Here is a 20,561-nt window from a genome sequence, read left to right as displayed (position 1 = left end):
CGGGAGCTGGCACTATCCTTCCCCGATTGTGGCGCTATAGGATTGGTGCGCTGCCCAGCCAGCCTGTTCCACGGCAGAAACCCCGGATTTGCTTGCACCCGCAGCAAAAACCGGGTTCGCTGTAAAGATCGCACGGGTTTTCTGCTGCTTTTTGCGGCAGACGGGTTCACCCCGCCCCAAGACAATCGCGCCAGTTCCGGGCCAACCGGGCAGGCAGCCAACAGTCCAGAACAGGGATCACGACACATGAAACGCTCCAACATTCTCGCAGCCTCCGCCGCCGCGCTGGCCTTGCTCGCGCCCGTCGCGGCCACGGCCGATGGCCACATTGACGAGATCACCGTCGCCTATTTCCTCGAATGGCCAACGCCCAACCAGTACGCCCAGGCCACCGGCGCCTATGAGGAAGCGCTGGGAATGAAGATCAACTGGGTTTCCTTCGACACCGGCACCGCGATGTCGGCGGCAATGGCCTCGGGCGACGTTCAGATTTCCTTCTCGCAGGGCATCCCGCCCTTCGTCGTCGCCACCTCTGCCGGCCAGGATCTGCAGGTGGTCGATGTCGCCGTCTCTTACTCCGACAACGACAACTGCGTCGTGAAGGATGAACTCGGCATTACCAAGGACAACGCCAAGGATCTTGAGGGCCTGCGCGTCGCCGTGCCGATCGGCACGGCCGCGCACTACGGCTTCCTCAAGCAGATGGCACATTTCGACGTCGACACCTCCACTATGAACATCGTCGACATGGCCCCGCCCGACGGTGCCGCTGCCTTCGCGGGCGGCAACCTCGATATGGTCTGCGGCTGGGGCGGCGCGTTGCGCCGGATGAAAGAGCACGGCAACGTGCTGCTGACCGGGGCGGAGAAGGAAGAACTCGGCATCAAGGTCTTCGATGCCACCGTGATCCCCACGGCCTTCGGCGCCGAAAACCCCGAGATCGTCGCGACTTTCCTGAAAGTCACCGCCGAAATGAACGCCAAATATGCCGATGGCGGGGCGGAGGAGATGCTGCCGGTGATCGCCAAGGCCGCCGGCATGGACGAGGATGCCACCAAGGCCACGCTCGACGGTTTCGTCTTCCCGACCCTCGAGGAGCAGCTTTCCGAGAAATGGATGGGCGGTGGCGTTCAGACCTTCCTGAAGGAGGTCGGCGACTTCTTCGTGGAAACCGGCAACATCCCCGCGGCGCGTGACAGCTATGAGAGCGCGGCCGACATCTCGTTCCTGCAATCCGCCAGCGAAATGTAAGCCCTTTGCCGCGCCGGCCCGCCATCCGGGCCGGCGCGGCACTGTTCAGAACGCAGGAGTGCCCATGTCGGACCTCGTGATAGACAACGTCTCGATGACATTTCAGCTGCCCAACGGCGGCTCCGTCCAGGCGCTCAAGAACATTCACCTCGACCTGAAGGAGGGCGAGCTACTCTCCGTCCTCGGCCCCTCGGGCTGCGGCAAGACCACGCTTCTCAATATCCTCGCGGGCTTCCTTGCGCAGACAGAAGGCCATGTTCGCCTCGGAGGGAAGGAGGTCCTCGGCCCCAGCCCGCAGCGCGGCATGGTGTTTCAGCAGGGTGCGCTCTTCGAATGGATGAGCGTCAGCGAGAACATCGCCTTCGGCCCCAACATGAAGAAGCTGCCGAAATCGGAAACCCGCCAGATCGTCAAGGATCTGCTTGCCACCGTCGGCCTTCAGGATTTTGGCTCGAAAATGGTCTACGAGCTTTCCGGCGGCATGCAACAGCGTGTGGCGCTCGCCCGTTGCCTCGCCAACGACCCCGACGTGATCCTGATGGACGAACCCCTGGGCGCACTCGATGCCCTGACGCGCGAAAAGATGCAGGGCCTCGTGCTCAAGCTCTGGAAGGAAACGGGCAAGACGATCATCCTCATCACCCACTCGGTGGAAGAAGCGCTGCTGCTCGGCGAACGCCTGCTCGTTATGGCCCCGCGCCCCGGCCGCATTCACAAGGAATACAACCTTCCCTTTGCCGAACTCGGGGTCAATGCTGACCTGCGCGAGGTCAAGAAACACCCCGAATTCGGGCCGCGCCGCGAGGAGATCCTCACCATGATCTGGGACATGGAAGAAGAGATCATGGGCCGGGCGGAGGCAGGCTGATGGACATTCTCAAGACCCTCGGGCTCCGCCGCAATGATTTCGTCGCCCGCAAGACCGTTACCTTCGGCGATGAGAGCGCGGTCACGGCCAATCGTCTCGCCTCCATCCTTTCGGTATTGTCAATCTTCCTGCTCTGGGGGGCATTCACCGGGTCCGCATGGTCGCCCGTCCACGTACCCGCACCCTTCGAGGGCCAGTCACAATTTTCCTACACCGTCACCGATGCATCCGGCGCCGCCTCGACAGGCAATGTGACCATCGATGTGATCCCCAAAGGCGCACCGCCACCGCCCGAACCTGAACCCGTGACCAGCGGCGCCGTGACCGGTGACTACAAATACACGACCACCCGCATCGGCAGCACCATCCCGGTTCTTCGCAACGATGCTGAAAAGGGTGAGGGCCTGACAATCACCGCCATCAATGGCCAGACGGTCGAGCCGGGTGACGAGGTCCGGGTTCCCGGCGGGTCCGTTCTGCTCACGCCACGCAACACCTTTTTCTTCAAGCCCGCTCTCGGCCTTCAGACCGACCCGATCTATCTGCCGCCACCGGAAAACGTCCTCGCCCGCTTTGTCGAAATCTGGAACTCCGGCTACCGTGACACCACGCTTGCGGGTCATGTCGGCTGGTCGCTTTTCCGCGTCTTTTCCGGCTTTATCGCGGGCTCCCTCGTCGGCATCCCGCTCGGCATGGCCATGGGTCTGAACTCCTGGGTCCGCGGCGCGTTCGATCCGATCGTCGAATTCATGCGCCCCGTCCCGCCGCTGGCCCTCATCCCGCTCGTCATCATCTGGGCCGGTATCGGCGAAGTGGCGAAGATCATCCTGCTGTTCCTCGCCGCGCTCTGGATCATGGCCATCGCCGCGCGGGCAGGGGTCTCCGGCGTGAACATCGCCAAGGTCCACGCCGCCTATTCTCTCGGTGCCTCCAAATGGCAATTGCTGACCAAGGTGATCTTTCCCAACGCCTTGCCGGAAATCTTCACCGGAGCCCGCGTCGCCATGGGGGTCTGCTGGGGCACCGTCGTTGCCGCCGAACTGGTGGCGGCCGAGAAGGGGTCCGGCATGATGATCATGGTCGCATCGAAGTTCCAACTGACCGATATTGTGATAATGGGCATTATCGTCATCGGGGTTATTGGCTACACAATTGACATATTGATGCGCCAGATCGAGAACTGGCTTGTTCCATGGAAAGGCAGAAGCTAACCATAAGGCAAGCTAGGCACCGCTCCGGCGTTGCACAACATGCGAATAAGGTTGAGTTTTCTTTTATGTACAAAGCACTGGCTGCCGCCCTCTTGGTATCGGCTTCCCCCGCCTTAGCACAGTCCAGCGCATTTCTCGATGCAGCCCGCGATGCCTACACCGCCGCGTGGGACGTTTCGCCGCTGATCATCGAGAACGCGGCCTTCGTGACCCGCCCGGCGGAAATCGTCGGTGATTTCGAGTTGCGGGAGACGAGCGAATTTGCTGCCGGCGAACCCCTGCTGATCTATGCCGAGCCCAAGGCCTACGGCTATCTCGATGGCGAAAACGGCAAGGAATTCGGCGTCATCCTCGATGTCGAGGTACTGACATCGGAGGGCACGTCGCTGCTCTCGCAGGAGGAGTTCCAGACCATACGCCTCAACAGCCAGACGGAAGTGCGTGAAATGTTTCTAAACATCACGCTCAACCTCACCGGCTTCCAGTCTGGCGAGTATCAGGTGGTGATCCGGGTGCATGATCTCGCCTCCGAGGAGTCGGCCGAATTCGCCCTTCCGTTCTCCGTGGCAGGCTGACCGGCCGTCAACTGCTGCGCCCTCTGTCAGGCAGGGTGGGCAACCAGCCTGAGCACTGTCGCACCCGGTCCGCTCTCACTTTGGCGCCGCCCAGCCGCCTACGTCAGCCTGAACGCGCCCGCACTGGTCTCATGCTTGGGGCCGTCTGGCCCTAATCCTTCCGCCTTGTTGTGCGACCTGTTAACCTGCGCCAATCGACGGGCCGAACCGGCGCACAGCATGAGAGCAGAGGGACACGCGACATGAAAATGACCACCGAGGAAGCCTTCGTCAAAACCCTCCAGATGCACGGCATTGCCCACGCCTTCGGCATCATCGGCTCGGCCATGATGCCGATCTCCGATCTGTTCGGCGAGGCAGGCATCACCTTCTGGGACTGCGCGCACGAAGGCTCGGGCGGGATGATGGCCGACGGCTACACCCGCGCCACGGGCCGCATGTCGATGATGATCGCGCAGAATGGCCCCGGCATCACCAATTTCGTTACCGCCGTCAAAACCGCCTACTGGAACCACACGCCGCTGCTGCTCGTCACCCCGCAGGCCGCCAACAAGACGATCGGGCAGGGCGGGTTTCAGGAAGTCGAGCAGATGAAGCTGTTCGAGGACATGGTCGCCTATCAGGAAGAGGTCCGCGATCCCTCGCGCATCGCCGAGGTGCTCAACCGCGTGATCCTGCAAGCCAAACGCGCTTCCGCCCCCGCCCAGATCAACGTGCCCCGCGATTACTGGACCCAAGTCATCGACATCGACCTCCCCGCCATCGTCGAATTCGAGCGCCCCTCCGGCGGCGCGGCGGCGCTGGACGCGGCGGCGAAGCTCTTGTCAGAGGCCAGCTTCCCCGTCATCCTCAATGGCGCGGGCGTGGTGCTGGCCGGCGCCATCCCCGCCTCCGCCGCCCTTGCCGAACGGCTCGATGCGCCCGTCTGCGTCGGCTACCAGCACAACGATGCCTTCCCCGGCGGCCACCCGCTCTTCGCCGGGCCGCTCGGCTACAACGGCTCCAAGGCAGCGATGGAACTCATCAAACAGGCCGATGTCGTCCTGGCCCTCGGCACCCGCCTCAACCCCTTCTCCACGCTGCCGGGCTACGGCATGGAATACTGGCCGGCAGACGCGAAGGTGATCCAGGTCGATCTCAATCCCGACCGCATCGGCCTCACCAAGAAGGTCACCGTCGGCATCGTCGGCGATGCCAGGAAGGTCGCGACCAGCCTGCTGGAAAAACTCTCCGACACCGCTGGCGATACAGGCCGCGCCGAGCGCAAGGCCGCCATCGCCGATCAGAAATCCCGCTGGGCGCAGCAGCTCTCCTCGATGGATCATGAGGAGGACGACCCCGGCACCACGTGGAACGAACGCGCCCGCGCCGCCAAGCCTGACTGGATGAGTCCGCGCATGGCGTGGCGCGCCATCCAGTCGGCCCTGCCGCGCGACGCGATCATCTCGTCCGACATCGGCAACAACTGCGCCATCGGCAATGCGTACCCCTCGTTCGACGAGGGCCGCAAATACCTCGCCCCCGGCCTCTTCGGCCCCTGCGGCTACGGCCTGCCGTCGATCATCGGCGCCAAGATCGGCTGCCCCGACGTGCCCGTGGTGGGCTTCGCGGGCGACGGTGCCTTCGGCATCGCCGTGACCGAACTCACCGCCATCGGCCGCCCCGAATGGCCCGCGATCACCATGATCGTCTTCCGCAACTACCAGTGGGGCGCGGAAAAGCGGAACTCGACGCTCTGGTTCGACGACAATTTCGTCGGCACCGAGCTCGACGAAGGCGTCTCCTACGCCGGCATCGCCAAGGCCTGCGGCCTGCAGGGCGTGCAGACCCGCACGATGGACGAGCTGACAGCCGCGCTCAATGCCGCGATCACGGACCAGATGCAGCACGGCAAAACCACCCTCATCGAGGCGATGATCAACCAGGAACTCGGCGAGCCCTTCCGCCGCGACGCGATGAAGAAGCCCGTGGCCGTGGCAGGCATCAGCAAGGCGGATATGCGGCAGCAGGCCTGATCAAATGGCACGGAATCAAGTGCCCTTCAGGGCGCGCCGTGCCAGCGCCGTCCCGCCCCACCGGGGCGGCGCTTGGCTGGCGTCGGGCGGGGCGGCGATGTTACAGACATTTGGCTGGCATCAAGCGCGGATCCTCAAGGTAAGACGCCACCCCGACGGGTCGGCGCTGGCACGGCTACCCGTACATCACACATTTTGGCGAGCGCCCGCGCGCCCTCACGCCAGCCGCAACACAACCTCCGCCGCGTCAACGATATCCGCCACGCTCGCCCCCCGCGACAGGTCGCACACCGGCTGCGCGAACCCCTGCAAAAACGGCCCCACGGCCTGCGCCCCCACAAGCTCCTGCACCAGCTTGTACCCGATATTCCCCGCATCCAGCGTCGGGAAGATCAGCACGTTCGCACCCCCAGCCCAGTCCGCCCCCTTCTTCGCGGCAATCGCCGCCGAAAGCGCCGCATCCGCCTGCAACGGCCCATCGAAGGCGCAGTCGAGCCTCGGCCCTGCCAGCGCCACCGCTTCGCGCACCAGATCGACGCTCGCGCCAGCGCCGGACCCGTGCGTGGAAAACGACAGAAACGCCAGCCGCACCGGTTCCTCCAGCAGCGCCCCGGCGCTCCGCGCCGTCGCCACCGCGATATCCGCCAGTGCCGCTGCATCCGGCGCCACGTTTAAGGCACAGTCCGCGAACGCCAGCGGCGCGCGCCCCGGCACCCGCATCAGGAAGAAGCTCGAAGGTGTGGCCACGCCCTCTGCCATGCCCACCGTCAGCCCCGCCGCCTCGATCACCCGCCGCGTCGGATGCGCCACGCCTGCCAGCATCGCCGCCGCTTGCCCGGCGGCCACCATTGCACCGGCCCGGAACAGCGGGCGCGTCAGCATCCGCTCGGCCAGCGAAGCCTTGCCCGGCCGCCGCGCCAGCATCGCAGCGACCAGCGGGGCAGGGTCCTTCAGCGCCCCCAAAGCCACCACGCCCTCCGGCACCGCTTCCGCCCCCAGCACCAGCGGCCGCGCGATCCCGCGCGCCGCGATCAGCCCGGCGGCCTCGACGATCCGGGCATCCTCGCCCTCGGGCATCACGATCGCTTTCAGCGACGAACCGGATTCAACCATGCAGAATTCCCCTTCCACGAAGGGTCTAAGGGAGAGATCGAGATGAGTACAGACATCCGCATCAACCGCGGCCTCAAGGGCATCTATTTCGAGCGGTCCGAGATCAGCGACATCGACGGTGCCGCCGGCGAACTCTCCTATCGCGGCTACTCGATCCACGATCTCGCCGAACACTCGACCTTCGAGGAGGTCGCCTACCTGCTGATCCACGGCCAGTTGCCGACCGCCCCAGAACTCACCGCCTTCGAGGCCGCGCTAAAATCGGCCCGCACGCTGCCGCAGGCGATCTACGACATCATCGCCGCCACGAAGGACGGCCACCCGATGGATGTGCTGCGCACCGCCGTTTCAGCCCTCGCCGCACTGGAGCCCGACAGCCGCGACACCTCTGAAGCGGGGTTCATCGCCAACGGCCTGCGCCTCACCTCCCAGATCCCGATGATCGTCGCGGCGCACCAGCAGATCCGCAACGGCCGCGACCCCGTGGCTGCGGACATGGATCTCGGCCACGCTGCCAACTGGCTGTGGATGCTGAAGGGCGAGCGTCCGAGCGACGATGCCGCACGGCTGGCGGATGTCGATTTCATCCTCCACGCCGAACACGGCTCGAATGCCTCCAGCTTCACCGCCCGCGTGACGGTGGGCACGGAGGCGAACCTGCACGCCGCCGTCACCACCGCCCTCGCCACCCTCTCAGGGCCCGCCCACGGTGGTGCGGCCGAGGACGTGATGAAGATGGTGGAGGAGATCGGCAGCCCCGAGAACGCCGCTGCCTACGTGAAGGCCAAACGCGCCAACCGCGAGCCCGTCACCGGCTTCGGCCACCGCGTCTACCGCGCCGAAGACCCGCGCGCCCGACACATGCGCGAAGGCGTGCGCAAGCTCGGGGAGGAGATGGGCGATCCGCGCTGGTTCCAAATTCTCCAGGCGGTGGTCGAGGCGATGCAACCCTACGCCCGCCACGGCCTCAACGTGAACGTCGATTTCTACGCCGGGGCGGTCTACCAGCTTCACGGCATCCCGATGGATCTCTACGTGCCGATCTTCGCCATCGGCCGCGTGCCGGGCTGGACGATCCAGTGCATCGAGCAGTTGCGCGGCAACATCCTGATCCGCCCCCTCACGCTCTATACCGGCGCGGCAGACCGGGTCTACGTGCCAATGGACGACCGGTGAAGCGGTCGCGATACTCCTCCAGTATGGCGAGCGGCCCCGGGCGTCGGCTTACCCATGCGCAAACGGTGCGCCCGGTGGGGAGTTTCTACAAAAAATCGACGCAAATCCCGAGTGAAACAGTCGCAATACCAAATCCATACCAAACCCATACCAAACCCAGCTTTCGCAGAGGCGCCACATGACCCTGCCCACCTCGGCCCGCGTCGTCATCATCGGCGGCGGTATATCCGGCTGTTCCGTTGCCTATCACCTTGCCAAACTCGGCTGGCAAGACATCCTGCTGCTGGAACGCAAGTCATTGACTTCCGGCACCACCTGGCACGCTGCCGGGTTGATCGCACAACTTCGCGCCACCGAAAACCAGACGAAGCTCGCCCGCTACAGTGCTGATTTATATACAAAACTCGAATCGGAAACCGGGATTGCCACAGGCATGCGCCAGACCGGATCCATCACTCTCGCTCTGACAGATGACCGGCGCGAGGAAATCCTGCGTCAAGCAAGTCTCGCTCGTGCTCTTGGCGTGGAAGCCCATGAAATCACTCAGGAAACGCTGCTAGACCTTTATCCCCACCTTAATACGGACGGCTTTCGCGCCGCTGTCCATCTTCCCGGTGACGGTCAGGCCGACCCGGCCAACATCGCCCTCGCCCTCGCCAAGGGCGCCCGTCAGCGCGGGGTTCGGATCGAGGAAGGGGTCAAGGTGCTGGATGTTCTGCAAGAACGAGGACAAGTCACTGGAATCAAATGGCAATCTCGCGGCGATATAGGCAGCATCGACGCTGAAATCGTCATCAACTGCGGCGGTATGTGGGGGCGAGACCTTGCCGCCAAAAGCGGCGTCACCCTCCCGCTTCACGCCTGCGAGCATTTCTACATCGTCACCGAATCCATTCCAGACCTTCCACGCCTGCCAGTCCTCCGCGTCCCCGACGAATGCGCCTATTACAAGGAAGACGCGGGCAAGATCTTGTTGGGCGCGTTTGAGCCCAAAGCCAAACCGTGGGGTATGAGCGGAATTCCGGAAGACTTTGAATTTGATCAACTTCCTGAGGATTTTGATCACTTCGAGCCGATCTTGGAACAGGCCGTATCCCGCATGCCGATGCTGGCAAACACCGGTATTCACACGTTCTTCAACGGACCCGAAAGTTTTACGCCTGACGATCGATACTACCTCGGTGAAGCTCCCAATCTGCGCGGCTACTGGGTTGCTGCTGGCTACAATTCCATCGGCATCGCCAGTTCGGGTGGGGCCGGCATGGCACTTGCCCACTGGATAGAGCATGGTGAACCGCCCTTTGATCTGTGGGATTGCGACATTCGCCGCGCCTTTGGTTTCCAGAGGAGTCGTAAGTACTTGGCCGCACGTGTTAGCGAAACTCTGGGCCTTCTCTACGCCGATCACTATCCCCACCGCCAGTTTGAAACCGCCCGCGACATTCGCCGCTCACCTATCCACGAGGCACTCAAGTCGCGCGACGCAGTCTTCGGAGAGACCGCAGGGTGGGAGCGGGCGAACTGGTTCGCCCGACCGGGTCAGGAAACAGACTATCGCTACAGTTGGCATCGTCAGAACTGGCATGAAAATCAACGGGTTGAACATCTGTCTATCCGTGAGGGCGCTGGCCTCTACGACATGTCTTCCTTTGGAAAACTGCGGATTGAGGGCCGCGATGCCGCGCGCTTTCTGAATCGTGTCTGCGCCAACGAAATCGACGTTCCAATCGGAAAGATCGTATACACTCAGATGCTTAACCGATCCGGGGGGATCGAGGCGGACGTGACCGTCACCCGACTTTCGGAAACCGCCTTCCTGATGGTGACGCCGGCCGCAACGGTAATCAGGGACATGGCTTGGCTCCATCGTCACGTCAGCGACAATTTTGCGGTAATCACCGATGTCACCGCCGCCGAAGCGGTGCTCTGCCTGATGGGGCCCCGATCGCGCGACATTCTTCCCGAGATCGTACCGCAAGATATCGGCAATGGCGTTCAACCCTTTGGAACCATGCAGGAAATTGAGATAGGTATGGCGCTCGCTCGGGCGCATCGGGTGTCGTACGTCGGCGAACTTGGCTGGGAACTGTACGTCTCTGCCGATCAGGCAGCGCATGTGTTCGAGGCCTTGTGGCAGGCAGGCGAGCCGCATGATCTGAAGCTCTGCGGTCTCCACGCCATGGACAGCTTGCGCATGGAGAAGGGCTTCCGCCATTTCGGCCATGACATCTCCAGCGACGATCACGTGCTTGAGGCCGGTCTGGGTTTTGCCGTCTGCACCAAGAAACCGGACTTCATCGGCAGAGATGCTGTGCTGCGCCGAAAGGATAATGGTTTGAAATCGCGCCTGCTACAATTCCGGATGGATGAGCCGGAGTTGATGCTGCACCACAATGAGCCGATCTGGCGCGACGGCGAAATCGTCGGTCTGATTACATCCGGCGCCTATGGCCATACCGTCGGTTCGAGCTTGGGTATGGGATACGTGCCGGCACGTGGCGAGACAGGTGAGGACTTATTACAATCGAAATACCACATTGAAATCGCAGGCGAAAAACACGTTGCAACGCCGTCGCTGCAACCATTCTACGATCCGCGTTCACAGCGGATGCGCACTTGATCTGGGGCTACCCGAGATTGTTCAGGATTGTCAGCCATACCGAGACGCTTAACACGGATACGCCCGTGGCCAGCAGCACGGTGGATGCCGCTACATCCTCCGCCCGGTGATACAACGTGGCGAAGACATAGGTGTTCACCCCTGGCGCCATGCTGGCCGTCAACACCGCTGCGCGAACAAAGCTTAGCTCGAGATCAAAGAAATGGTGGCTGATCACATAGGCTATTGCTGGATGCAGCACCAATGACAGCAAGGCGACCATGCCGGCCTCCCCAAGTGAAGCTCGCATCCGGTATCGCGTCAACACTCCGCCCAAAGCAAACAGCGCCGTCGGCAGGGCCGCTCGCACGATCATGTCAACGGCCGCCATCACGGTATCCGGAAGAACCAAGCCGCTGAAATTACCCAGAAATCCCAATCCCAGTCCGATCATTAGGGCGTTACGGACAACCGCGTGCAGTACTGCCTTGCCAGTATCGGCTGCACTGCGTCCATCGGCGCGGCTGATCTCCATCACCGTAATCCCGAGGACGTAGCAGAACGGCGCATGGATGGCGATAATTGCGAAGGCGGCATCCATTACCTCGCCGCCGTAGGCACGCTCGATGATCGGCACGCCAAGTATAACGGAATTCGAAAACAACGCCCCGAACCCGATAGCCACGGCCTCACCTGGACGGCGCTTGAAAATCAACCGTGCGGCAAGAATGCCTAGAAAGAATGCCACCGTGTTGCCAGTGTAGAAAGACAGCAGCAGACGCGGGTCAAACACCTCGCCCAACTCCAGCATCAGTGCCGCCCGGAACAGCAGGACAGGAATGGCAATGTGCTGAGTGAAGTTCATGAGCGCATCGAGATGCGGATCAGCAAAAAATTTGGCTTTTACGGCAAGATAACCGGCCCCGATCACCAGAAATACGGGGATGACGACGTCGAGCAGTACCAGCATTCAGACCTCGAAACTCAGTCGGAGCCCGTCATGGGCCGGGCGGATATGGGAGGGTGTCTCGGCCGCAACTGTGTCGTGATCCATATCGATATGCAGGTTGGTCAGGATAGCGGCTTTCGGAGAAACGCGGTCGATCCAAGCCAACGCCGTCTCGAAATTGATATGGGTGGGATGCGGCGTATAGCGCAGTGAATCCAGGATCCACATTTGCAACCCCTCCAGCAGAGGCCAGACGTCCGCCGGCATGTCACTTACATCTGGCAGGTAGGCGATATCATGGATTCTGAAACCCAGCGAGGTGATACCCCCGTGCTGGACGCGAAACGGAAGAAACGGCACATCGCCACCTTCCCCGGAAATCTTGAAGGCTCCGTCGATGGCGTTCAGTTCGAGGATCGGCGGGTAGCTGCTGCCCTCGGGTTGAATGAAAGCATATCCAAAACGGGCCGTCAGAGAGGCTGTGGTTTTGGTATCTGCCCATACGGGCAGGCGACTGCGGCGATTGAAGACGATCATCCGCAGGTCGTCGAGACCGTGCACGTGGTCGGCGTGCTCATGCGTATAGACAACCGCGTCAAGATGGCCGACGCCGGCGTCCAGAAGTTGCATTCTCAGGTCCGGTGAACTGTCGACCAGCACCCGGGTTGTCCCGCTGCCATCGGTCTTCTCGACAAGGATCGAGCATCGTCGACGATGGTTCTTCGGATTCTCTGGATCGCAGGCGCCCCAGTGGCCACCCAATCGCGGGACTCCGCCGGACGAACCGCAGCCCAGGATCGTGATCGCCAGTTCAGCCATCGACCACCTTGGAGAAGAGGCGTTCGAAGTTGGCCGTTGTCGCATCCGCGAATTCTTCCGGCGAGAGGCCGAAGATATCGGCGCCGGTTGCCGCCGTGTGGGCCACGAAGGCCGGCTCGTTTCGTTTACCTCGATGCGGAACCGGCGCGAGATAGGGGCTGTCGGTTTCCACCAACACGCGATCCAGCGGTGCTGCTGCAAAGATGTCGCGCAGAGCCTGCGATTTCTTGAAAGTCGCGATCCCGGACATCGACAGATAGAAACCCAGATCGAGTGCGGCACGCGCCAACTCCGGGCCAGAGGAGAAGCAGTGCATCACGCAGGAATAGGCGCCGTTTCTAAATTCCTCAGACAGAATTTCGGCCATGTCCTCATCAGCAGCCCGCGCGTGGATAATCAGCGGCAAGCCGCTTTTCCGCGCGGCTGCAATGTGGATGCGCAGGCTTTCCTTCTGCACATCCTTGCTCTCGGAAGTATAATGATAGTCGAGCCCCGTCTCGCCAATTCCCACGAATTTCGGATGTTTCGTCAGCGCCAGCAATTCATCGACGGTCGCCAGAGGTTCGTCTGCGGCGTTCATCGGGTGAGTGCCGGCGGCGTAGAAAACACCGTCATGCGCTTCCGCCAACGCCCTCACCTCCGGTTCGCTTCGCAGACGGGTGCAGATCGTCACCATCCGCCGCACGCCCGCCGCCCGAGCGCGCGCCACGATTTCCGCCGACTGGCCCTCGAAATCCGGGAAATCGAGGTGGCAATGGCTGTCTACGAGATCAAGCAAGGGAGGGCCTTCCGGATCGTGTCATTCACTCCCTCGAGGTATCTAGGAACCCCGGAGGAGCGTCAAGGCAGGCTCATGCCGCAATGGAGCGTGCGGCGCGCGAGATCGCGATCCAACTGTCCAGGATGACTTGTGCCGGGTCGATGTTTACGGCGCGCGCATGGGCGGCGCGTGCCTCTATATCCTGCAGTGCCTCGGCCCAAGCCTGCGCTGGCTGCAGACCGGGACAAAGCATCTCAGCCACTTCCTGTTCCTGCGGCAGGAGCGCTTCTCCACCGGCGCCAGCCCGCGCCATCCGCGCCAGTGCCAGGCCCGTCAACCGCAGGATCAGATCATATGCTGCCTCGGAACCTCGCCCAGCTGCCTTGTCCGCGAGAGCCAGAACGCGTGCCGTATCGAGTTGCCGGGCACTGCCGAGCAGCGCGAGAATATCCAGATAGAGTGACGCGCCGTCGCCCTCCAGAACGCGCAAGGCCTCACCGACTGATCCCGCCGCCAACATTGTTTCCACCGGACCGAGCGACGCGTCATGGCCCAGTGACGCCAGAGCCGCGACGAGATCGTCATTCCCAAGCGGCCGCAGCTTCAGCGTCCGGCAGCGGGATCGGATCGTCGGCAGCAGCCGGGCAGGGCGATGGCACACGAGCAGAAGCAGCGCTTTCGCTGGTGGTTCCTCGAGGATCTTCAGAAGAGCATTGGCCGCCGCTGTATTCATTTCGTCGGCAGCATCGACAATGGCGACCCGCCAACCGCCATCGGTGGCCGAAACCTCGAAAAAGTGTTTGAGTTTGCGCACCTCTTCAACGGTTAGCTGGATTTTCAGGCGTTTGGCCTTTTCATCATAAGCGCGGCGGCACAACATCAGCCCCGGCTCCGAAAGCGCCGCCGTGCGTCGGAACGCTGGCGTTTCCGGATCAATCGCCAGATCCGCAGGTGGACCGAACAGTCCGCCCTCGTCGCCCCGCAACACAAACCGTGCAATCCGCCACGCGAGCGTCGCCTTTCCAACACCGCGCGGCCCGGTCAGCAACCATCCGTGGTGCAGCCGCTCGGAATTATATGCTTCCAGAAACGTCGCCTCGGCCTCGTTCTGTCCGAACAATTCGCTGGTATGGCGCGGGTGCGCGGCCGCATCCAGTTTGTCCGCCTCGGGAAGCGGCTCTTCACTCATGCAAACACGCTGCCGACGGTTTCATCAATACGGCCGGCGATCTCGGTCTCCGAGCCATTTGCGGAAATCAGGCGGCATCGTTTCGGATTGTCGCGGACCAGTTCCTGAAAACCGCGCCTTAACCGTTCCTGAAACGGCAGTCCCATGTCCTCAAATCTGTCTTCGCCGGAGCGGCGGGCAAGTCCGCGTTGCAGGGCATCGCCGGCCTCCATGTCCAGTACAATGGTCATGTCCGGCTCCTGCCCGATCATCATCTGGTGGAGGGCATCGACAACATCCCGCAAATCCGCCCGAGCCGCCCCCTGATACACACGGGTACTATCGGCAAATCGGTCCGTGATGACAATGGCACCGCGTTCAAGCGCCGGGGCGATCAACCGTTCCATGTGGTCACGACGGGCGGCGGTGAACAGCAGTATCTCCGTCTCCGGTGACCATCGTCCCGGATTGCCTTCCACCAGCAAACGGCGAATATCCTCCGCACCGGCGGAGCCACCGGGCTCGCGTGTCAGCACGACGTCATGGCCATCGGCTTTCAGACGCTCCGCCAGCAACCGGGCCTGAGTGGATTTACCGCAGCCATCCATACCCTCAAAGCTGATGAACCGCCCCTGAGAGCCCATGTCAGTTGATCATCTCGTTCGCCGTGTCGAGCAACCGTCCACTCAGGATACGCGCCGAAGCCGTGAATCTTGTCAGAAAGCCACCATCCTCGACGGATTCGCCGGCGACAAGCGGTATGCGCTGTTCACCGACAGTGGGCACGTTGACCACCAACTCGGCAAGTTTGTCGCCCTTTGCGATTGGCGCCGCAATCGGTCCGTTGTAGATGACCTTGGTTTCAACGTTTTCACGCTCCTCGAAAGGCACGACGACACGAATGTCTTCCGCCGCGGCCAGCGTGACAGTAGGGGCTGAGCCGATCCAGACGTCCGCGGAGGAAATTGCACTGTCCTTTTCAAAGAGGGTGCGCGTATAGAATTCCCGGAAAGCCCAGTTGACGATCCGCTCAGATTCAACCAGCCGTGCCTGCGCGCTGGCGAGGCCTGTCAGCATGAACGTTATCCTGCGGCCGTCCCGCTCCGCCGAACCGACAAGACCGTAACCGGCTTCTTCGGTATGCCCGGTCTTCAGGCCATCCGCTCCGACATCCAGGCCCAACAGCGGATTGCGGTTGTCCTGGTCAATGCCGTCCCATGTAAAACTGCGTTCCGCGAAATAGCCGTAGTACTCGGGATACTGGTCGATGAGATGTGTTGCCAGCGTCACCAGATCCTCGGCCGACATTCGATGGTCGGGGTGCGGCCAGCCGGTGGAATTGGCAAAGGTGGAATTGTTCATTCCGATTTCGCGCGCCCGGCGCGTCATCCGGTCGGCAAAAGCGGCCTCGGAACCCGCCAGCCCCTCGGCCAGCACCACGCATGCATCATTGCCGGATTGAACGATGACACCTCGGATCAGATCCTGAACGCTCACCTCGTTGCCTGCACGCAGGAACATCTTCGAGCCGCCCATCTGCCACGCTTTTTCAGAAACGCGAAATTCGTCGGTGAGCGAAAGTCTGCCACTTTGAAGGGCTTCGAACACCATAGACAGCGTCATCAGCTTGGACATCGAAGCCGGTGGCAACGACATATCGGCGTTCTTGGATAGCAGCACGGTTTGCGTATTGTGGTCGACGACCAGTGCCGCGCGGGCGGTTGTGTCCAATGCAGCAGCCTGAAATGGCGCCAAGAACAGGGCCGCAATAGCCGCAAAACGGGTAGGGAAACCCAAGCGCATCTTCCGTTCCTCCTCGATTGCCCGCCGTCAGACGGGGTAGGCGTCGGTGAAGCCCAGCTTGCGTACCTTGCCCAGGATTTCGGAGCGTTCTTTGGTTGTCTGCGCCGGACCGATCACAACACTGAAGATCGTCTTGCCAGCGTTCTGGCCGACACGCAACTCCCCACTCAGCCCCGCACCCTGCAACCTTTTGATGATATCATTGGCGCCGGCCGGGTTGCTGACTGTCGCTACCTGAACATAGGGCCGTTCAATTTCGGAGGCCGGCGGCAGCAGTTCTGCCTGCGCTGGCGCGACAGGTTCCGGCGTGGCTGTTGCAGGGGCTTCCACTGGTGTTGGCGCAGGTGTTGCCGCCGCCGTTGCGGCGGTCTCTACCGCCGCAACGGATGCATCCACTGCCTCTAGAACAGAAGTCTCCAGCGCTTCGGTTGATATGCCTTCAGCCGGGATATCGGCCGCAGCGACTGCCGTTTCGTCGTCTTCTGGCGCAGCATCTTCAAGCGGCACAACAGGCGGAGGCGGGGTTATCTCCACCGTCTCGCGGCGCAGAACGACAAGTTCCATATCGACGGGCGTTCCGGCCTGCATGCCGATCGCGGTCGCGGCATCGGAAGAAACGAGGATGCTCGGACCGGGATTGTCCACTTCCTTGCGGAACAGCCCGCCTTCGATGGACTTGCCGGTGTCGAGATTGGTGATCTTCACGCGGTCCGGTTCCACGTTCTGAGGCACGGCGACCCAGACACCGCCGAACGTGGGCCGACCATCCCAGAGCCCGGTCGAGCGCAGCGAAAAAACGTCCGGCGCCTCGACATCGCGTTCCTCGATCCGCAGCTGGCCGCGTGAGGTATTCACGGTTGCCGAAGCGGCAGCATCACCTTTGCCGCCCCCCAGTTCGTCACATCCCGAAAGGGCAAGCCCACACACGAGGACGAACCCGCACCGGGCCAATACCGAACCACCAACCATGATATCCATGAATGCCCCCTGATTGTATCCGCGCCGACCCGTCTCAATGCCTTGGGTCAATCCGGTCACGAATGCTGCTCCGCCTATATACGGTCTTGTCACCGCTTTCCTATACCGAGTTTAGTCGTTTTGCATATGAAAGGAAAGCCCACGCGGTTGCGAAATGCATTATGGACATTCGCGCTCCGGCTTGGCAAAGACAGTCGGACGGAGAAGTGGCAGAGTGGTCGAATGCGGCGGTCTTGAAAACCGTTGAAGGTGCAAGCCTTCCGTGGGTTCGAATCCCACCTTCTCCGCCAAAATCACCCAATAAAGCTTTGATAGTTAAGGGAAATTTGATTTCCGTCAGCTTTCCGCCCCCCATTTTGACCATCAATCCGCTGGCGAAGCGGCGAATTTTCCGGTTTTTTTGCGGAACATTTTTATCAGCGTAGTGCGTTTGATTAATGTCACCTAAACGATTTTTGAGTACGGCCATCTTGTGGCCACGTAGCTATTGAACCATATTGGAGAAAACCAAGGAGGGTGAATCATGGCCATTAAGTCGCATGCGTTTGGCCGTGTTACGCTTACAAAGGACGATGCAGCAAAATTTGCTCGGCAGGTAACCTATGGCCGCGCAAAGGATGTAGCAAAGACTACTGTTGAGCGTGGTTCGGCAATGAACGAAGAATTTCAGTCAGAGGGCAAAGTGACCTTCAAACTGCGTCGGCGGGCGAAGAAGTTAGTTGCCAGCTGACGACGACACAGAATATGAACTAAGAGAGCTTAGACCCGGCGACAAAGTCGGGTCTATTTCTATGGGGTGCGAGATATACATTCCCCTCAAGACATTCCTAAAAAACCATGCAAAGAAGTATCAAGAACAGTATCTCGCCAAGACATATGTGATTAGAAAAGACAATCAAGATGTTGTCATTGCCTACGTAACCTTGGTCTGCGGCGAAATTGTTCATGAGCTAGATGAGAACGAATTAGACGGCGCACAGTTCACTCACAAACAGTATCCTGCCTTAAAATTGGCGCGTCTGGCCATAGACAGACGGTATCGCGGCTGCGGATTAGGCAGAAATTTAGTCGATTTTTCAGTAGGTCGCGCACGGCACATTGCCAAAGCCGCTGGCTGTCGATTTGTTGTCGTTGACGCAAAAAAACCGTCTGTGGAGTTCTACGAGAAGTGCGGATTTCGGCTCATAGATACACCTGCAAACATCCAGCGCAATGAACCCGTCATGTTCTTCGATTTGAAGAAGACCTGACACATAGCTCCTAAGGTCTCCACTTTTCAATTGTCCGTGCCAGCCTGAGAAACTCTAAAAACTCACGCGCGTATTTGCCGTGTGTAAACGCTGGATGATTCACGCCACATGGCGCTCCGCCTCCTGCCCCGTGCATACGGCAGACGCGCCACCCTCTGACCGCTGGAGACCGGCAGGGCTTCCCCGTTCGCTTGGAATGCGCCGTGCATCTGGGCGCTTTCTGGAGGCGCTGGGCGGGGTGCATGGGGTTAGCGTCGGTTTTCACCTCTAACCCTCCCCCTTGGCGCTTACAGCGCCTACAATGGCCCGACCGCCATTCTCGACAGTCACACGCTCCACCCTGACGATCTGTTGAGCCTTCGCGCGGTACTTTTTGAGAGCTTCCATCTGGCTCATGTAGGTTCGACTCAGACGGGTCATCGAACGCTCCAGTGCCTCGCGCATCTGGGCATTTCCGGCGCTCCAGATGCGGCGGCTCAGGTCCGCCAACACAAGATGCGTCGCGCCCATCTGGGTTATCAGCATCGCCTCTGCAACGTCGCGCGGCTTCAATTCGGCCATGAGGGAAGGTATGAATGCATACCGTTCGGGCTTACCTTCGCCCAGCGCATTGACGCCAGAATGCAGTAGTCCCTCCAGCGCCTCCGGTGTCTCGATGCCGTAGAGTGCGAACATTCCTTTCTCGCACGGCAGGTTAACGCTAAGAGCGCCTTCGGCATTCTTCTCGAATGCGGGAAGGCTAACAGCCTTTTTCTCAATGTCTCTGGCAGTCATGGTAGTCCCACGCACCTACGTAATTGGGGTTCTATAATACCGCAATGCGCAGCCGGTGCCAAGCAAACTAACGCGCGACTTGCTTGCCCACTTCGGCGGAGACTGTGCTGGAAAGCTTGAAAATGAGCCCTCCGATGCCCACGTTGCAATCGATTGCAAGCACGAGAAAGGAGCATTTCCATAGGACGCTTGATATAAGTTCCTGAATGAGAAGGGCGTGTGATGCAACCGGAACTGGCACTGAGGATTCCCCTAATGTCGAGAGGACAGGGAATCGTTAGGTGACGCGAAGTGCGCCTGTCTTAGCAAGGGATTCAGGAGCAGGTCAGGGACGACACAACAGGCGACCATTGGCGTCGCAAACCACACATAAGGGTGACCGAGTTGAAGGCTGACCACGTCCGTCGCTAAAGACACTGAGCACGAAAGCCTTGAGGCCAGAAGCAGAGAAAAACGGAGTGTACCTAACCCATGGGCACTTCCAGAACGGAGTGAGGGTGCTGCTAGCGTTCGCCGCAAACCAGTGCAAAAAGCCTCACCCCTCAGTTTTCATTCAGCGGACGCTCCAGACTAACGAAACTTTTTTGACCTTTGATTGATTGCGCGTCCTCCCTGATAGGCAGGTTGACGTCCCTTTAGTCTACCTCCCCCCTCCGGGTATAGAGGGGAGTGGCTTATTACTAGTGTTCCGATCTGGGACCGAACGGCATCCGAAAATCGCCCCTGACGGGTTTCAATACGGAACCAAGCAAGGGCATTCAGTTCTGAGGCGGAACCACAGAAGGGGCGTCACGTTCCGATCTGGAACCGCGATATGTTTTTTTCGATGGCTGCCAACGCCTCCAGTCGTTGGTAGGCGTCTGACGTCTGCCGCCTTCGTTCCCCGGCTTGTAGGTGATGCGCCACTCATGAGCGCGTCTATTGTACCAGTTCCCTTCATTCACCAGAACGAGGAAGCCTTTGGCCTGGAGTTCCTTGAACGCCCGCTGAACCGTCGCCTTACCGATGCCCAGCGCCTTGCTTGCCTCCTCGAATGAAAGGCGGACAGAGCCGTTGTTGGTGCCGTGGTAGCGGGTATGCAACTCCAGAAAGAGGCGCACTGCGTTGCCGGAAAGAGAGCGCCACGCTGGCGATTTCAGAAGGGCGTAGGAGAGAGGGGCGTATTGCCCCTCCATCCCTTTGTTGCGCATCTTAGTCATCGACCGTCCCCCCGAATGCGAGCAACGCGATTGTCGCTGCTGTTGAGGGGTTG

At 60.9% G+C, this 20,561-nt stretch carries 19 protein-coding genes and 1 tRNA gene; 10 read left to right on the top strand and 10 right to left on the bottom strand.

Going from position 1 to position 20,561, the window contains the following annotated elements; genetic code table 11:
- Positions 1-246: 246 nt before the first annotated feature.
- The 5 genes from GO499_RS06645 (at position 247) to xsc (ending at position 5,920) form a co-directional block, all read left to right on the top strand.
- A complete protein-coding gene (locus tag GO499_RS06645; protein ID WP_161861469.1) occupies positions 247-1,251 on the top strand; it encodes a taurine ABC transporter substrate-binding protein in 1,005 nt (334 codons plus the stop codon).
- A 64-nt stretch (positions 1,252-1,315) separates the two neighbouring features.
- A complete protein-coding gene (locus GO499_RS06640; protein ID WP_161861468.1) occupies positions 1,316-2,119 on the top strand; it encodes an ABC transporter ATP-binding protein in 804 nt (267 codons plus the stop codon).
- Positions 2,119-3,330: an ABC transporter permease subunit gene (locus GO499_RS06635; protein WP_161861467.1), complete on the top strand. Its 1,212-nt coding sequence runs from the start codon at positions 2,119-2,121 to the stop codon at positions 3,328-3,330. The genes GO499_RS06640 and GO499_RS06635 overlap by 1 nt, the downstream gene beginning before the upstream one ends.
- Before the next feature lie 65 nt (positions 3,331-3,395).
- Positions 3,396-3,905: a hypothetical protein gene (locus tag GO499_RS06630; protein ID WP_161861466.1), complete on the top strand. Its 510-nt coding sequence runs from the start codon at positions 3,396-3,398 to the stop codon at positions 3,903-3,905.
- Between the two features lie 242 nt (positions 3,906-4,147).
- A complete protein-coding gene (gene xsc, locus GO499_RS06625; RefSeq protein ID WP_161861465.1) occupies positions 4,148-5,920 on the top strand; it encodes a sulfoacetaldehyde acetyltransferase in 1,773 nt (590 codons plus the stop codon).
- A 216-nt stretch (positions 5,921-6,136) separates the two neighbouring features.
- Here xsc and GO499_RS06620 read toward each other — a convergent pair whose 3' ends face one another.
- Positions 6,137-7,033: a phosphate acyltransferase gene (locus GO499_RS06620; RefSeq protein ID WP_161861464.1), complete on the bottom strand. Its 897-nt coding sequence runs from the start codon at positions 7,031-7,033 to the stop codon at positions 6,137-6,139.
- Positions 7,034-7,075: 42 nt separating this feature from the next.
- Here GO499_RS06620 and GO499_RS06615 point away from each other — a divergent pair, with 42 nt between their 5' ends.
- Both GO499_RS06615 and GO499_RS06610 read left to right on the top strand, forming a co-directional pair.
- Positions 7,076-8,209 carry a citrate/2-methylcitrate synthase gene (locus GO499_RS06615; RefSeq protein WP_161861463.1) on the top strand — a complete coding sequence of 378 codons (1,134 nt, stop codon included), beginning with the start codon at positions 7,076-7,078 and terminating at the stop codon, positions 8,207-8,209.
- Between the two features lie 178 nt (positions 8,210-8,387).
- Positions 8,388-10,829: a GcvT family protein gene (locus GO499_RS06610; protein ID WP_161861462.1), complete on the top strand. Its 2,442-nt coding sequence runs from the start codon at positions 8,388-8,390 to the stop codon at positions 10,827-10,829.
- A gap of 7 nt (positions 10,830-10,836) precedes the next feature.
- Here the strand turns inward: GO499_RS06610 and GO499_RS06605 are convergent, their stop codons facing one another.
- The 7 genes from GO499_RS06605 to GO499_RS06575 all read right to left on the bottom strand — a co-directional run bounded on the left by GO499_RS06605 (position 10,837) and on the right by GO499_RS06575 (position 17,285).
- Positions 10,837-11,778 carry an AEC family transporter gene (locus GO499_RS06605; protein ID WP_161861461.1) on the bottom strand — a complete coding sequence of 314 codons (942 nt, stop codon included), beginning with the start codon at positions 11,776-11,778 and terminating at the stop codon, positions 10,837-10,839.
- Positions 11,779-12,576, bottom strand: coding sequence for an MBL fold metallo-hydrolase (locus tag GO499_RS06600; protein ID WP_161861460.1), 798 nt, complete (start codon positions 12,574-12,576; stop codon positions 11,779-11,781).
- A complete protein-coding gene (locus GO499_RS06595; protein WP_161861459.1) occupies positions 12,569-13,354 on the bottom strand; it encodes a TatD family hydrolase in 786 nt (261 codons plus the stop codon). Before GO499_RS06595 ends, GO499_RS06600 begins: the two co-directional genes overlap by 8 nt.
- 73 nt (positions 13,355-13,427) lie before the next feature.
- Positions 13,428-14,525, bottom strand: coding sequence for a DNA polymerase III subunit delta' (locus tag GO499_RS06590; protein WP_161861458.1), 1,098 nt, complete (start codon positions 14,523-14,525; stop codon positions 13,428-13,430).
- On the bottom strand, positions 14,522-15,148 hold the full coding sequence (tmk, locus tag GO499_RS06585; RefSeq protein WP_161861457.1) for a dTMP kinase: 627 nt from the start codon (positions 15,146-15,148) through the stop codon (positions 14,522-14,524). Before tmk ends, GO499_RS06590 begins: the two co-directional genes overlap by 4 nt.
- Before the next feature lies 1 nt (position 15,149).
- Entirely contained in the window at positions 15,150-16,307 is a 1,158-nt protein-coding gene (locus tag GO499_RS06580) for a D-alanyl-D-alanine carboxypeptidase family protein (RefSeq protein ID WP_161861456.1), read from the bottom strand.
- Positions 16,308-16,334: 27 nt separating this feature from the next.
- Complete coding sequence (locus tag GO499_RS06575; protein WP_161861455.1) at positions 16,335-17,285, bottom strand: SPOR domain-containing protein; 951 nt, start codon at positions 17,283-17,285, stop codon at positions 16,335-16,337.
- Between the two features lie 200 nt (positions 17,286-17,485).
- On the opposite strand from GO499_RS06575, the gene GO499_RS06570 reads away from it, so the two are divergent.
- From GO499_RS06570 to GO499_RS06560, 3 genes are all read left to right on the top strand, one after another.
- Positions 17,486-17,575: transfer RNA gene (locus GO499_RS06570), tRNA-Ser, on the top strand.
- A gap of 233 nt (positions 17,576-17,808) precedes the next feature.
- Complete coding sequence (locus GO499_RS06565; protein ID WP_161861454.1) at positions 17,809-18,015, top strand: hypothetical protein; 207 nt, start codon at positions 17,809-17,811, stop codon at positions 18,013-18,015.
- Complete coding sequence (locus GO499_RS06560; RefSeq protein WP_161861453.1) at positions 18,005-18,535, top strand: GNAT family N-acetyltransferase; 531 nt, start codon at positions 18,005-18,007, stop codon at positions 18,533-18,535. The genes GO499_RS06565 and GO499_RS06560 overlap by 11 nt, the downstream gene beginning before the upstream one ends.
- A 267-nt stretch (positions 18,536-18,802) precedes the next feature.
- Here the strand turns inward: GO499_RS06560 and GO499_RS06555 are convergent, their stop codons facing one another.
- Together GO499_RS06555 and GO499_RS06550 are read right to left on the bottom strand one after the other, a co-directional pair.
- A complete protein-coding gene (locus GO499_RS06555) occupies positions 18,803-19,309 on the bottom strand; it encodes a hypothetical protein (RefSeq protein WP_161861452.1) in 507 nt (168 codons plus the stop codon).
- Positions 19,310-20,067: 758 nt separating this feature from the next.
- Positions 20,068-20,508 (bottom strand): helix-turn-helix domain-containing protein, encoded by a 441-nt coding sequence (locus tag GO499_RS06550; protein ID WP_161861451.1) that lies wholly within the window; start codon positions 20,506-20,508, stop codon positions 20,068-20,070.
- Positions 20,509-20,561: the final 53 nt, after the last annotated feature.

The organism is Algicella marina (genome assembly GCF_009931615.1).
Taxonomy (GTDB): Bacteria; Pseudomonadota; Alphaproteobacteria; order Rhodobacterales; family Rhodobacteraceae; genus Algicella; species Algicella marina.
This window is presented reverse-complemented; position numbering and strand designations above follow the sequence as displayed.

Excerpts from the sequence above, each read along its gene's own strand:
- GO499_RS06645 (WP_161861469.1), top strand. The coding sequence starts at position 247 with ATGAAACGCTCCAACATTCTCGCAGCCTCCGCCGCCGCGCTGGCCTTG.
- GO499_RS06640 (WP_161861468.1), top strand. The coding sequence starts at position 1,316 with ATGTCGGACCTCGTGATAGACAACGTCTCGATGACATTTCAGCTGCCC.
- GO499_RS06635 (WP_161861467.1), top strand. The coding sequence starts at position 2,119 with ATGGACATTCTCAAGACCCTCGGGCTCCGCCGCAATGATTTCGTCGCC.
- GO499_RS06630 (WP_161861466.1), top strand. The coding sequence starts at position 3,396 with ATGTACAAAGCACTGGCTGCCGCCCTCTTGGTATCGGCTTCCCCCGCC.
- xsc (WP_161861465.1), top strand. The coding sequence starts at position 4,148 with ATGAAAATGACCACCGAGGAAGCCTTCGTCAAAACCCTCCAGATGCAC.
- GO499_RS06620 (WP_161861464.1), bottom strand. The coding sequence starts at position 7,033 with ATGGTTGAATCCGGTTCGTCGCTGAAAGCGATCGTGATGCCCGAGGGC.
- GO499_RS06615 (WP_161861463.1), top strand. The coding sequence starts at position 7,076 with ATGAGTACAGACATCCGCATCAACCGCGGCCTCAAGGGCATCTATTTC.
- GO499_RS06610 (WP_161861462.1), top strand. The coding sequence starts at position 8,388 with ATGACCCTGCCCACCTCGGCCCGCGTCGTCATCATCGGCGGCGGTATA.
- GO499_RS06605 (WP_161861461.1), bottom strand. The coding sequence starts at position 11,778 with ATGCTGGTACTGCTCGACGTCGTCATCCCCGTATTTCTGGTGATCGGG.
- GO499_RS06600 (WP_161861460.1), bottom strand. The coding sequence starts at position 12,576 with ATGGCTGAACTGGCGATCACGATCCTGGGCTGCGGTTCGTCCGGCGGA.
- GO499_RS06590 (WP_161861458.1), bottom strand. The coding sequence starts at position 14,525 with ATGAGTGAAGAGCCGCTTCCCGAGGCGGACAAACTGGATGCGGCCGCG.
- tmk (WP_161861457.1), bottom strand. The coding sequence starts at position 15,148 with ATGGGCTCTCAGGGGCGGTTCATCAGCTTTGAGGGTATGGATGGCTGC.
- GO499_RS06580 (WP_161861456.1), bottom strand. The coding sequence starts at position 16,307 with ATGCGCTTGGGTTTCCCTACCCGTTTTGCGGCTATTGCGGCCCTGTTC.
- GO499_RS06575 (WP_161861455.1), bottom strand. The coding sequence starts at position 17,285 with ATGGATATCATGGTTGGTGGTTCGGTATTGGCCCGGTGCGGGTTCGTC.
- GO499_RS06565 (WP_161861454.1), top strand. The coding sequence starts at position 17,809 with ATGGCCATTAAGTCGCATGCGTTTGGCCGTGTTACGCTTACAAAGGAC.
- GO499_RS06555 (WP_161861452.1), bottom strand. The coding sequence starts at position 19,309 with ATGACTGCCAGAGACATTGAGAAAAAGGCTGTTAGCCTTCCCGCATTC.
- GO499_RS06550 (WP_161861451.1), bottom strand. The coding sequence starts at position 20,508 with ATGACTAAGATGCGCAACAAAGGGATGGAGGGGCAATACGCCCCTCTC.